This window comes from Amycolatopsis sp. lyj-112, assembly GCF_046549055.1.
Classification (GTDB): domain Bacteria; phylum Actinomycetota; class Actinomycetes; order Mycobacteriales; family Pseudonocardiaceae; genus Amycolatopsis.
Window position 1 is genome coordinate 477519 of the sequence record NZ_JAJPWS010000002.1, and the last position, 13230, is coordinate 490748.

Below are 13230 nucleotides of genomic sequence, written 5' to 3' on the forward strand. Positions count from 1 at the left end.
TCCTCAGAAGATCCGCTGCCGCGACCGAACCTCGGCGAGCGCCTTCTCCCGTTCCTGCCGCTGTTCCGGTGTCATCGAGCTGAAGAGCCCGCCCTTGTCCGCGGCGCAGGCCGTGTCGTGCGCGGGGCGCTTGCCTTCCACGAAGAACCGGTTGACGGCGTTGTTGCCGCAAGCGTTCTCCGAAGTCAGCCAGACCCCGTGCCCGCCGTCGTCGACCGACACCATCCGCGTGCGGTCGCCCAGCGCGCGCCGCATCTCCTTGGCACCACTGAGCGGCGTGGCCGGGTCACGCAGGTTCTGCACCAGCAGGATGTTCGACGGGCCACGGTCGCCGATCCGCACCGGCGGCTCGATCGGCTCGGACGGCCAGAACGCGCACGCCCAGATGTTGGCCCCGGCCGCGCCGAACATCGGGTACCTGACCCGGTCCTTCTCGACGTTGCGCTGGTAGGTCCCGACGTTCTCGGGCCAGTTCGCGTCGTTGCAGACCACGTGCAGCTGGCCGGACAGCAGATTGCCGACGTCGATCTGCGCCGCCTGCTCGGTCTGCTTCACGACGCCTTCGGTGTCGAGCGCCTGCCACTGCTGCGCCAGTACCGGGAAGGAACTGGTCGAGTACAGCGCACCGAACGTGCCCATCCGGAACGCCGCACCGTCCACGCCGGGAACCGTGCCGCTGTCGAGCTTGGCGGCGAGTTCGAAGAACTTCGCCGTCACCTGCTGCGGCGTGCGGCCCAGCCCGTAGCCGGCATGCCGTGCGGCCGCCCACTTCGCGAAGTCCGGGAAGCGGTCCTGGAACCCCTCCGCCAGCCGACGCGAGGTCGCCGGGTCGAGCCCGCCCGGACCGGTCACGCTGTCGAGCACGACGCGATCGGTCTGCTGCGGGAACATCGTCGAGTACACAGCGCCGAGGTAGCTGCCGTACGAGACGCCGTAGTAGGAAAGCTTCTTCTCGCCGAGAGCCTCCCGGATGCGGTCCATGTCCCGGGCGGTGTTGGCCGTGGTGATGTACGGCAGGTTCCCCGCGGTCTTCGACTCGCCGCACTGCTTCGCGACGCCGGCCACGTGCGTCGCCCGCTCCGCCACCGCCGCCGCGTCACGCGCGTACGGCGGGACGTTGCTGACCAGTTGCTCGGGCTTGAGATCGCAGGTGACCGGCGTACTGCCGCCGATCCCCCGCGGGTCGAATCCGATGATGTCGTACGCGTCGAGCACACTCGCCGGCACACCGGAGGCGCGCAGGGCGTCCGGCATGGTCAGCCCCGGCCCGCCGGGGCCGCCGGGGTTCGTCAGCATGATCCCGCGCCGCTTCGCCGGCTTGGTGCTGGCGAGCTTCGAAACGGCGATGTCGATGGTCGGCCCGCCCGGGTTCCGATAGTCGAGCGGGACCTTCAAGGTGGCGCACTGCAGGGTGGCCACGTCCGGACACGGTTCCCAGTCCAGAGACGAGGACGCGGCGGACGCAGTGGCGGGTACGAGTACCGCCAAAGTGACCGCCGCGGCCGTGAGTGTCCCGATTCTGCTCAGGACAGAGCGCTTCATTCCCAACCCCCGTCATGATCGACTTCCTGGTCGGAATCGAGCCTATGAGCGGGCAGGGCGTGCGGTCGTCACCCTGAGGTCCGGTATCGGTCTAGCTCTCAGTGGTGACGCCGGTCCCGAATGGAGCAAGGGACCTTTGCTACCGCGCCGCCTTGGCGACCTTCTTCACCGCGTCCGCGACGGCCGGGGCGACAGCGCTGTCGAACACGCTCGGCACGATGAACGACGCGTTGAGCTTGCCGTTGTCCACGACGTCGGCGATGGCGTCGGCGGCGGCGAGCAGCATGGAGTCGTCGATCTGGTGCGCGTGCGCGTCGAGCAGGCCGCGGAACACGCCGGGGAACGCGAGCACGTTGTTGATCTGGTTCGGGAAGTCGCTCCGGCCGGTGGCGACCACGGCGGCGTGCTTCTGCGCCTCCATCGGGTCGATCTCGGGGTCCGGGTTGGCGAGCGCGAACACGACGGCGTCGGACTTCATGGTCGCGACCTGCTCGGCGCCGAACAGGTTCGGCGCGGAGACCCCGATGAACACGTCGGCATCGACGAGCGCCTCGTGCAGCGTGCCCGCCTGCTGCTCCTTGTTGGTGTGCTCGGCGATCCAGGTCAGGTTGTCGTCGAGGTTGCCGCGCGCGGAGTGCACGATGCCGTCGATGTCGGCGGCCACGATGTCGCCCGGGCCCTTGCGCAGCAGCAGGCGGATGATCGCCGAACCGGCCGCGCCGACCCCGCTGACCACGATCTTGCAGTCCTCGATGTTCTTGCCGACCACGCGCAGGGCGTTGCGCAGTGCGGCGACCACGACGATCGCGGTGCCGTGCTGGTCGTCGTGGAACACCGGGATGTCGAGCAGCTCACGCAGCCGCGCCTCGATCTCGAAGCAGCGCGGCGCGGCGATGTCCTCAAGGTTGATGCCGGCGTACACCGGGGCGATCGCCTTGACGATCTTGATGATCTCTTCGGTGTCCTGGGTGTCCAGGCACACCGGCCAGGCGTCGACGTCGGCGAACTTCTTGAACAGCGCCGCCTTGCCCTCCATCACCGGCAGCGCGGCGGCCGGGCCGATGTTGCCGAGGCCCAGCACGGCCGAACCGTCGGTGACGACGGCGACGGTGTTCCGCTTGATGGTCAGGCGGCGCGCGTCCTCGGGGTTCGCGGCGATCGCCTGGCAGACGCGGGCGACACCGGGGGTGTACGCGCGGGAGAGGTCATCACGGTTGCGGAGCGCGACCTTGGGGGTGACCTCGATCTTGCCGCCGAGGTGGATCAGGAACGTCCGGTCGGAGATCGCGCGGACACGCACGCCCGGGAGCGAGTCCAGGGTCTGCGTGATGTCCTGCGCGTGGTTCTCCGACAGGGCGTTGGCGCTGATGTCGACGACGATCGATTCGGGGTGCGACTCGACGACGTCGAACGCGGTCAGCACTCCGCCGACCCGGCCGACGGCCGTGGTCAGATCACCCGCCGCGGTGGACGACGCGGGGGCCTCCACCCGGACGGTGATCGAATATCCGGGACCGGGAACCGGCATGGCACTACCCCCGCTGAGACGCTCGAATAGGTCGATCGAAAACCTACTCCCGTGACGACCGCCACGAAGCCTCGCAGGGGGTGACTGGCGAGTAACTCGCTACTTGTTGATCTTCGTCTCGGGGTGCACGTACGGCACCGCTTCGAGCGGGAAGGTCAGGTCACCGAACGGGGACAGCGCGCCCTGCCGGTCGGAAGCGAGCTCGGTGACGGGGTGCTCCCCGTCTTCACCGGGCCAGGTCGGGTCGATACCCGCGCGCTTCTTGTTCTCGCCCTTCGCCACAACGTCCTCCCGAGCATGTTCAAGCTGTCTCGACGCACAGTCTGCCCGAACGCGACTGCCGCGCAATCACCCGCCCGGTATCCTGGTCGTCTATGCCCGAGCCCTCCCTGGCGGACTGGCTGCGCCAGGAGTCCGACGACGAACTCGCCGCACTGCTTCGCACACGTCGCGACCTGTCCACGCCACCACCGTCCGACACCATCGTGCTCGCCACCCGAGCCGGCACGCCGGGCTCCGTGGCGCGCGCCTGCGAAGACCTCGACACCTTCACGCTCGCCGTGCTCGACGCCCTGCTGCTGGCCGGTGCGGACACCGGGCCGGTCACCGCGGCCGAGGTCGCGCGACTGACCGGCACCAAGGTCGGCCCCACCCTCGCGCGGCTGCGCGCCAGGGCACTGGTCTGGGGTGAGGACGACGCGCTGCGCGTCCCGCCGTCGGCCCGTGACGCGCTCGGCCCCTTCCCCGCCGGGCTGGGGGCGTCGTCGTCCGAGCTCGCCGGAGTGGACATCACCGCCGCTCTCGCCGAGGTCGGCGAGGACGAGCGCGCGCTGCTGGCGACACTGGCCGCCGGGCCGCCGATCGGCCGCACCCGGGACGCCGCGGCCGACGTCTCGCTGGAGCGGGCGCAGACCCCGGTCCAGCGGCTGCTCGCCCGCGGCCTGCTGCTGCGCCGGGACGATCAGACCGTCGAACTGCCGCGAGAACTCGGGATCGCTCTGCGCGGCGGGTCGGTGTTCGACCCGGCGTCGCTGAGCGAACCGAAGCTCCCGGTCCACCCGCACCAGCAGTCCACAGTGGACAAGGCGGCCGCGGGCGAGGCGATGGAGTTCTTGCGCCAGACCGAAACCATGCTCCGCGCGTGGTCGCAGATGCCGCCTCCGGTGCTGAAGTCCGGCGGGCTCGGAGTGCGCGAACTGAAGAAGCTCGCCAAGGATCTCGACGTCGGCGAAACGCGGGTGACCCTGCTGGCCGAGATGGCCGTCGGCGCCGGGCTGGTCGCCGACAGTGAAGCGACCACGCCGGAATGGGTGCCGACGACGCTCACGGATTCGTGGCTCGCGTCGCCGACCGCGCAACGCTGGATGACCATCGCGCAGGCCTGGCTCGAACTGCCCCGGCTGGCCGGTCTCGCCGGCGGACGGGACGCGAAGGACAAGCCGATCGCGACGCTTTCCGAGGACCTGCGCCGCCCGCTGGCGCCGGTCTCGCGGCGGCGGATCCTTCTCGCGCTGGCCGATCTGCCCGAGGGCGCCGGAGTGAAGAGCGTCGACGAACTCGTCGCCGCGCTCGCCTGGCGCGCGCCACGACGGGGCGGGCGGCTGAGGGACGAGACCGTGCGCTGGACGATGGCCGAGGCGTCCGCGCTGGGCCTGGTCGCGCTCGGCGGGCTCACGACGTCGACGAGGGCGCTGCTGGACGAAGACCGGCCCGGCGCTGTCGCGTCGATGCTCGAAGCGCTGCCGCGCCCGGTGGACCACGTGCTCGTCCAGGCCGATCTGACGGTGGTCGCCCCCGGACCGCTGGAGGCCGAACTCGCGGCCGACATGACCGCCGTCGCCGACATCGAATCGTCCGGCCACGCGACCGTGTACCGGATCACCGAGACGTCCGTGCGGCGCGCGCTCGACACCGGGCGGACCGCGGGCGAACTGCACCATCTGTTCACGACGCGGTCGGCGACGCCGGTGCCGCAATCGCTCACCTACCTGATCGACGACGTCGCCCGACGGCACGGACGGCTGCGCGGTGGCGCCGCGGAGTCGTTCCTGCGCTGCGACGACGCGTCGCTGCTGGCGGAGGTCCTGGGAAACCAGGTCGCGGCGGAGTACGGCCTGCGCATGATCGCGCCGACCGTCCTCATCAGCTCGTACCCGCTCGCCGAGGTCCTCGACGGGCTCCGCGCCGCCGGGTTCGCTCCTGCCGCCGAAGGGCCCGACGGGCGCGTCATGGACATCAGGCCGTCTGGACGTCGTCTGCCCGCGAAGTCGCGTGGCCCGCGAAGGGCGCCTGGGGAACCTGCCGGGCTGACAGACGATCAGGTCGGCAAGATCGTCGCGCACGTCCGGGCCGGTGACGCCGCTTCGGCGCGACGCCGCGGCGAGACCGTGCGGGCGCCCCAGGGCGTCGGCGCCGGGGACACGTCCGCGACGCTGGCGTTGCTGTCCCAGGCGACCATGGACCGTCGCGAGGTGTGGATCGGCTTCGTCGACTCACGCGGGACGGCGAGCCAGCGCGTGGTGCGGCCGATGCGGGTCGGTGGCGGGGTGCTGGAGGGGCACGACCACGAGCGGTACCCGCTGCACCGGATCACTTCCGCGGCCCTGGTCGAAGACTGACGCGTTCGTCCTCTGGTTGCGGTACTTGCACGCGGTGGCATCCAAGCGAGAGCTAGGCCAGTTGCTCGGTGCGGAGGTCCTTCAACACCATCGACATGGCCTCGCCATGGGTCGGCCAATCAGGCGTTCCGATCCCGACCGAATGCAGGGCAGCCCGAATCGCGGCATGACCTTCCGCGATGGCGTGGGACAGGTCGACACCGATGATGTCGGCCTCGATCTCCATGACCGCACGCGCGGCGTCGGCGGAGACCGCACTGTCGGTGAATCCGGCGACGCACCGTTCCTGATCGAGGAGAGCGTGCATCACCTTGTCGCCGTAGCCGAAGAGATCATCGGCACCGTCGGCGATGAAGACCCAGTGCGCATGGACCGTGACACTCATCAGGAACCCCTTTCGATCTCGTAGCAAGGTTGACGCAACAGCCAGGACAACGCGTTCTTCCCGTAGTTCGCACCACTCGGCGTCAGGTGGATCCAACGCTGATGCAGCCCGCATGGGCACCGGACGGTGTAGTAGGTCGGCGGATCCAAGATCCTCCATCCTGCCCGATGGAAATGATCCAGAACAGCTTCCAGATCTTTCCTAGGATGCTTTCTCCAGTACCCCACCGGCTACTCCTCGACCAGGTTAACGCAGATCAGGAGGACCGGCGTCACGCTGAGATTCCGTTCACGTGCAACGACGGGTCTATCGAGAATCCGCACAAACCATTACCGAAAGTACCGGCCAGTCACCTTAAAGTAGTCAAAGCGCGCGAGGCTTGCGCGTGGGCAAATCCTTGCGCGTGCAAGTACCGCAACCAGAGGACGAAACGCGGGAAGTCAGAGGTCGCGAAGGCCTTGAAGGACCCGCTCCATGAACGCGCGCGAGGACGAGTCACCCAGGATCAGTTCCGTCTGGTGGATCAGCACCAGGCCGGCGTCCGCCATGTCGCCGACGATCACCTTCACGACACCGAGCGGCAGTCGCAGATGCGCGGCGATCTCGGCGATCGACCGGGTGTCCAGGCAGATGTCGCAGATCTGCCGGTGCTCGATGGTCCGCACGCCGCGGTACCGGCGGCCGTCGTCGCTGGTCGAAACCAGCGCCTCCAGCGCCAGGTCGTGCGCGGTGCGGGTGCGCCCGCCGGTGCGGGTGTAGGGCCGGACCCGGGAGCCCGAAAAAGGCAGGTAGACCGAAGCGGGGGCGTTCCCTGGGCCGGAACCGGCGGCACCGTTGCCGGCGGAGGCGGGACGCACGCTCGGCTGCCGGATCGGCGAGGTCGCCGGGGAAGAGGTCGCGAGCGGGGACGTCGCCAACGGAGACGGCTGAGACATCGGGGGCGGCGGCGGAGGCTCGGGCGGCGCGACCGGACGGCGCGGCATGATCGTGCTGATCGAGCTCAGCTCGAACCGGCTCGGGGAATCGAAGCTCTCCCGGTCGTTGCCCTCGTGGAGGGAGTCCCAGCCGGACGGATCCGGCTCGGTGAATCCGGTGATCTTCATCGGCGACTACCCACGTACGCCGCCCTGCAGCTGCGCGCGCAGCTCGGGGGTGATCTGCTGGCCGACGCGCTCCACGAGCAGGGTCATCTCGTAGGCCACCGTGCCGATGTCACACGTCGGCGCGGCCAGTACGGCCAGCGAGGAGCCGTCGGTGACCGACATGAGGAAGAGGTACCCGCGTTCCATCTCGACGACCGTCTGGTTGACCCCGCCCGCGTCGAAGCAGCGCGCCGCTCCGGCGGTCAGGCTGATCAAGCCGGAGGCGACCGCCGACAGCTGCTCGGCGCGTTCTTGGGGCAGCCCTTCGGACGGCGCGAGGAGCAGACCGTCCGCGGAGACCAGCACGGCATGCGCGGCGCCGGGAACCCGGCGCGCGAAATCCGTGATGAGCCAGCCGAACGAGCTCTGTTGCTGCCCGGATGCCGTCACTAGTCCCTCCTCGCTGCGTCAAGAACCGCGCGCCCACTGTGGACGTCGTGGTCCGGACGTCCCTCGCCCACGAGCCGAAAGACGCCTCCACCCAGCGTATTCGCCCCGTCGATCGTGTCGAGCCCGCCACCCGGCCGAGGGTGTTCACCGAACGTAGGCGTCCAGCCGCTCACCGCGTCGACCCATCGCGAACCACGCATTCGTGGGTCACTCCGTGGTGGCGGCGGACGACCGTGCGTGAAACGGTGTCCACGCAGGTCATGGGCCTGCCGACGACCCGATCGGGGGCTGCCGGCACCGGTGCGGCCGAAGGGGATCTCCCCAGGTTCAGCCGAGCCGGTGGCGCCACTCCCCGAAGCGGGTGAAGCCTGCCGAGTTCACTCCAACGGCCGCATCCGCTCCGGGCTTTCGTCCTGCCTATCCCGCCCGCAACGCCGAATCGTGTGCGATGGCGTGCTGCACGACCGAGATCAAGACCTGCTTGGCCGAATCACGCTCACGCGCGTCGCACGCCATGATCGGCACGGACGGTGAGATCGTCAGCGCGTGCCGGACGTCTTCGATCTGGTGGTGCAGCAGCCGGTCGAAGCAGTTGATCGCGACGACGTAGGGCAGCTTCCGGTTCTCGAAGAAGTCGATCGACGGGAACGCGTCGGCGAGCCGCCGCGTGTCGACCAGCACGACGGCACCGATGGCGCCGACGGCGAGGTCGTCCCACATGAACCAGAACCGGTGCTGGCCCGGCGTACCGAACACGTACAGCACCAGATCCGAATCCAGCGAAATACGCCCGAAGTCCATGGCCACGGTCGTCGTCGACTTGTTCGGGGTCGCCGAATTGTCGTCGACCGACACGCTCGCCTCGGTCATCATGGCCTCGGTGGTCAGCGGATCGATCTCCGAAACCGCCCCGACCAGCGTGGTCTTCCCCGAGCCGAATCCGCCAGCGACCACGATCTTGGCCGACGAAGTCGGTCCGGTCACCTGCGGCGCATTCGCGTCGGAGTCAAATTCTCCGAAGCCCACTGAGCACCCTCTCCATGAACTCGATACTCGGCCGGTCTCCCACGGTCTGGCTGGCGGTGTGCACCAGGACCAGGCCGAGGCCGGCCACGTCTCCGATCAGCACCCGGACCACGCCGAGCGGCAGGCGCAGCAGCGCCGCGACTTCGGCTACGGACCGGGTGTCCAGGCAAAGGTCGCAGATCGACCGGTGTTCGGGAACACGCACCCGGTCGAGCACGCGTCCCTGTTCACTGGTCGAGATCAACGCCTCGATGGCCAGGTCGTACGTCGGCTTGGTCCGTCCCCGCGTGCGGAAATACGGCCGGACCAGGCCGGATGATTCGACGTCGTCGGTGTACGGCTCATCGACGAATTCGTTCTGCGCCTGCTGCGGCAGCGCGGCCGCGAGCGGGTCGGCGGCCGCGGCCGCCCTGCGCTCCTCCTCCTTGTCGAAGGAGAACTTGGCGAATTCGCCCGAGTCGTACAGCGGGCCGCTGCCACCACCGAACAGTTCCGCCCCAGGTCCGCCCAGCAGCCGTTCCCGGTAATCCGAGACGCTGAAATCGGAGGGTCCCTGTCCGGCGTTCGAATCGGTCAGCCAGCGGGCGGCCTCGTCCGCGGACACGGGGTCGTTGTCCGTCCCCTCTGCCCTGCGTGATCGCCATTCGCGGTCGACCCGGTCACGGAACGACGTCCAGTCCTCCCGGCCGTCGTCGCGTTCCGACCACCCACCGGAGAAGTCGTCACCGAGCCGGCCATCGCCCCTTAAGCGCCCGTCGTCCACGGCATTCTCCTCGGTTCCCGGTCGCTCAGCGGCGGACCGACGCGCCCTGCAGTTGCGCGCGCATCTCCGGTGTCAGCTGTTGCCCCACGCGTTCCACCAGCAAGGTCATCTCGTAGACGACCAGGCCGATGTCACTCTCCGGCGAGCCGAGGACCGCCAGACAGGAACCGTCCGAAACCGACATGAGGAAGAGGAAGCCGTTGGCCATCTCGACCACCGTCTGCGCGACCGTGCCACCTTCGAACACCTTGGCCGCACCGCGCGCGAGGCTCGTGAGCCCCGACGAGACCGCGGCGAGCTGGTCGGCCCTGTCCTTGGGAAGCCCCTTCGAGGAGGCCAGCAGCAAACCGTCCGCCGAGACCACCACGGCATGCGCAGCGCCCGGGACCCGGTGCACGAAATCCGTGATCAGCCAGGCAAAGCTGCTCGTGTGTCCTTTACCCTGCGCCTGGCCGCCAGGCTGCGCTTGGCCCCCCGGCTGCATTGCACCCGCCCGTGTCACTTTCACTCCTTACTGCTGTCATCGGCAAGGGAACCCCCGCCAGTCACCGGAACGCCGTTGTCATACGACGCATCGAGCGGGCGTTCCTTCAACGCGTGCCGTCCCGATGTATAGCCCTTCTGGAAGCTTGCCATCCGACTCCGAGCCGCCGTCGCCGAGCGGGCGATGGCACCCGTGCCCGGCATTCCGGAGGTCTTGTCGGCGAACGAGTCTTCCTTCTTCGGCTCGTTCCCGCCGATCGAACCTGGAACGAGATTCTGGTTCGGCACCCGTTTGGGGAGGCCCGCCGGGGTGATCTCGTCGTTCCGATCTTCGTACAGGACCTGTGCTGCCTGCCACCCGTCATCGGACGCGCTGCGCCAGCCATTGTCCTGGAGCACGGTCTCCGGCGGAACAGTCTGCGGGATCCGAGTGGGCAATACCTCTTCGGGCTCCTGCTCGACGACGGGTTCGACGGGTTCGCCGAGGTCGTGGCGAACCTGCTCGGGAACATCCGATTCAGCGGCGGGCTCGGGCTCCGCGGCGTGGGTGGGCGTGGTCTCGCCGGTCGCCTCGTCGCCTTCGCTGAACCAGCGCGACAGCACCGACTGGTAGATCGGGAGCCGCCTGGTGGGGACGTCGTCCTCGAGTGCCGACTTGCCGGTGTCCGAGGGCTCCTCGTGCCGCTGCGGCGGCTCCACCGGGTTCACCGGGACGTACCTCGGCTCCCGCTTCGGCAGTACCAGCGAGGCGAACTGGGTCTCGGTGGTGCTGGAAGCGCCGTCCCCGTTCCCCGGGGACAGGTCGTCGGCCGTCGGCCATGCCGGGGTCTCCTCGGCGGGGACCGCCGGGCTGAGGAACGGGCCGGCCGCGTTCTTGCTCCCGACCAGGTCGTCGAGGCTGATCGGCTGGTCGAGCGGGACAAGCCCGCCCTGGTGCGCGATCGGCTGCGAAGCCGGCGGCCTCGACGGCGGAGGCGGTGTCATCTCCAGGCCGCGGTCCGACGCCGGGATGTTCGGCAGTGAGGTAGAAGGCCCAGACATCTCGGACATCCCGGGCATGGACGTTTCCGAGCGGTTCGACGGCGGCAGGGTGTTCCGCACGCCGGGCCGCATCTGCGTGAGCAGCTCGGCGGGCACGACGACCCGCGCGATCACGCCGCCTTCGATGTCCTCGTTCTCCCGCAGCCGGACCTCGATGCCGTGGCGGCGCGCCAGGCGCGCGACCACGTACAGGCCCATCCGCCGGGTCACCGAGACGTCCAGGTCCGGCGGGTCGGCGAGGCGCGTGTTGACCTCGGCGAGCCGCTCCTCGGTCATGCCGACACCGTGGTCGGTGACCTGGATGGCGAGCGCCTTCTTGCGGGTGATCACCGCGCGGACGGTCACCTTGGTCTCCGGCTCGGAGAAGTAGGTGGCGTTGTCCAGCAGTTCCGCGAGCACGTGCACGAGGTCGTGGATCGTCAGGCCCTGGACCGCGACGTCGGGGACGATCCCGATCTCGATCCGGGCGTACTGCTCGATCTCCGAGACCGCGGCGCCGATGACGTCACCGGCGGGCACCGGCTTGGGCACCGACTTCGCGAGACCGGCGCCCGAGAGCACCAGGAGGCTCTCACCGTTACGGCGCAGCCGCGTGGCGAGGTGGTCGAGCTCGAACAGGCTGGCCAAGTGGTCCGGGTCCTGCTCGTCGGCCTCGAGCCGGTCGATGACGCCGAGCTGGCGTTCCACCAGCCGCTGCGACCGGCGGGACAGGTTCACGAAGATGCCGTTGACGTTCTCCCGCAGGAGGGCCTGCTCGGCGGCCATCTTGACGGCCTGTTCGTGGACGATGTCGAACGAACGCGCCACTTCACCGATCTCGTCACGCGAGGTGACCGGCACCGGTTCGACCCGGCGCTTCGAGGCGTTGATCGGGTCCGGGTCGTCGAGGATGGCCTGCACCGTTTCCGGCAGCCGGGTGTAGGCGACGTCGAGCGCGGTCTTCCGCAGCACCCGCAGCGGGCGCAGCATCAGGCGGGCGATGACGAGCATCAGCGCCAGTGCGGCCAACAGGGCCAGCAGCACGATCGCGCCGCCGATCCAGGCGGAGTTGATCGCGTCGGTGGCCAGGCCGTCGGCCTGTGCCCGCAGCTGGCCGAGCAGGTTGGTCTCGACCGCGCGCAGCCTGTCCAGCGCGACCCGGCTGTCGTTGCCCAGCGCGACGTTGTCGATCTCCGGAGCCTGGCCCTGCTGGGCCAGCGAGAACGCCATCGTGGTGATCCGGCGGCGGTCGTCGACCTCGGGGCCGGAGAAGGTGTCCGAGTAGAGCTGCCGCTGTTCGGGGCTGGCGTTGGCGACGAAGGCCGCGGTCGAGGCGTCACCGCTGGCGACCGCCGACCGGGCCTGGTCGAACAGGTCGCCGGGGAACGACGAGCGGAAGGAGGCGATCAGCAGCGCCGCGTCACCGCGGGCGATGAACTCCTTGCTCTCACTGATGGCCTGCACGGTGACGCCGAGCCGGAGCACGTCCCGGTTGGCCACCGCGGTGGTGACCTCGCGGCCCAGCTGCACCAGCGAGTCGAGGATGCCCGAGTAGGCGATGAGGACCGGGGTGTCGCCGAGCAGCGAGGTGTTCATCGCGCCGCGCAGCGGGCGCAGGGCGTCGAGCCGCTGCAGACCACGCGAGTAGCGGTCCCTCGTGTCCTGATCGTCCGGGTTGATCTGGTTCGCCGAGGCCCGCAGGTCGTCGACGGCGCGGTCGACCTTGGCGATCTGCGCGTCGACACCGGTCTGCCGCGATCCGTCACCGGACGAGATCCGGGCGACGGCCAGCGCGCGCTCGCTCTGCAGCTCGTGCACCACCAGCGTGATCTTGTCCGCGAACGCGACCTGATCGGCCGTGTCCTGGAAGCGGGCCGCTTCGCCGCTGTCGTCGATCACCCGCAACGCGCCCAGCGCGAGCGCGGTCAGCGTCGGGATGATCAGGACCGCCGCGAGTTTGGATCGCAGCCGCCAGTTACGCAAACCCAGGAACGATCCGGCTTTTCCACCAGAACCGTCTCCGGTCTCCCGCGCAGGGGCCCCTCCAACCCCCGCGGTGTCTTCGTTCGGCACCGCCGCACCACCATCATCTTCATTCGGGCCGGGAAAGCCCATTTTGGACATGCCGTTCTCGAACTGGCCGTTCTGCTGTCTTGATCCGTCGCCGAAGACCACTACCCGCTCACTCCTGCCACCCGGCAGGGATAGGCACGGCGCGAGTTCTCACTCATCTGAACGAGAAGAACGTCTTCGGCGCACTCTGTCGGGTGTACCCGGCCGAAACCCCGCCTGGCGCGGCGGCAGCTGTTCAGCCCAGGCATGGCTTTCGATCC

11 protein-coding genes are annotated in these 13230 nt (G+C 69.2%); 1 reads left to right on the forward strand and 10 read right to left on the reverse strand.

The window, feature by feature from the left end:
- Positions 1-3: 3 nt before the first annotated feature.
- The 3 genes from ACLJRL_RS09075 to ACLJRL_RS09085 all read right to left on the reverse strand — a co-directional run bounded on the left by ACLJRL_RS09075 (position 4) and on the right by ACLJRL_RS09085 (position 3352).
- Positions 4-1542 carry an alpha/beta hydrolase gene (locus ACLJRL_RS09075; protein ID WP_410655628.1) on the reverse strand — a complete coding sequence of 513 codons (1539 nt, stop codon included), beginning with the start codon at positions 1540-1542 and terminating at the stop codon, positions 4-6.
- A 139-nt stretch (positions 1543-1681) separates the two neighbouring features.
- Positions 1682-3070: an NAD-dependent malic enzyme gene (locus ACLJRL_RS09080; RefSeq protein ID WP_410655629.1), complete on the reverse strand. Its 1389-nt coding sequence runs from the start codon at positions 3068-3070 to the stop codon at positions 1682-1684.
- A gap of 99 nt (positions 3071-3169) precedes the next feature.
- Complete coding sequence (locus ACLJRL_RS09085; protein WP_410655630.1) at positions 3170-3352, reverse strand: hypothetical protein; 183 nt, start codon at positions 3350-3352, stop codon at positions 3170-3172.
- A gap of 92 nt (positions 3353-3444) precedes the next feature.
- Between ACLJRL_RS09085 and ACLJRL_RS09090 the strand changes: the two genes are divergently transcribed.
- Entirely contained in the window at positions 3445-5688 is a 2244-nt protein-coding gene (locus ACLJRL_RS09090) for a helicase-associated domain-containing protein (RefSeq protein ID WP_410655631.1), read from the forward strand.
- Positions 5689-5740: 52 nt separating this feature from the next.
- Here the strand turns inward: ACLJRL_RS09090 and ACLJRL_RS09095 are convergent, their stop codons facing one another.
- From ACLJRL_RS09095 to ACLJRL_RS09125, 7 genes are all read right to left on the reverse strand, one after another.
- Complete coding sequence (locus ACLJRL_RS09095) at positions 5741-6073, reverse strand: hypothetical protein (protein WP_410655632.1); 333 nt, start codon at positions 6071-6073, stop codon at positions 5741-5743.
- Positions 6074-6513: 440 nt separating this feature from the next.
- On the reverse strand, positions 6514-7176 hold the full coding sequence (locus tag ACLJRL_RS09100; protein WP_410655633.1) for a DUF742 domain-containing protein: 663 nt from the start codon (positions 7174-7176) through the stop codon (positions 6514-6516).
- 6 nt (positions 7177-7182) lie between these two features.
- Complete coding sequence (locus tag ACLJRL_RS09105; protein ID WP_410655634.1) at positions 7183-7605, reverse strand: roadblock/LC7 domain-containing protein; 423 nt, start codon at positions 7603-7605, stop codon at positions 7183-7185.
- A gap of 417 nt (positions 7606-8022) precedes the next feature.
- On the reverse strand, positions 8023-8631 hold the full coding sequence (locus ACLJRL_RS09110) for a GTP-binding protein (protein WP_410655635.1): 609 nt from the start codon (positions 8629-8631) through the stop codon (positions 8023-8025).
- On the reverse strand, positions 8612-9394 hold the full coding sequence (locus ACLJRL_RS09115) for a DUF742 domain-containing protein (RefSeq protein WP_410655636.1): 783 nt from the start codon (positions 9392-9394) through the stop codon (positions 8612-8614). Before ACLJRL_RS09115 ends, ACLJRL_RS09110 begins: the two co-directional genes overlap by 20 nt.
- Before the next feature lie 25 nt (positions 9395-9419).
- A complete protein-coding gene (locus ACLJRL_RS09120) occupies positions 9420-9878 on the reverse strand; it encodes a roadblock/LC7 domain-containing protein (RefSeq protein ID WP_410656157.1) in 459 nt (152 codons plus the stop codon).
- A gap of 20 nt (positions 9879-9898) precedes the next feature.
- Positions 9899-13021: a nitrate- and nitrite sensing domain-containing protein gene (locus ACLJRL_RS09125; RefSeq protein WP_410656158.1), complete on the reverse strand. Its 3123-nt coding sequence runs from the start codon at positions 13019-13021 to the stop codon at positions 9899-9901.
- Positions 13022-13230 lie beyond the last annotated feature (209 nt).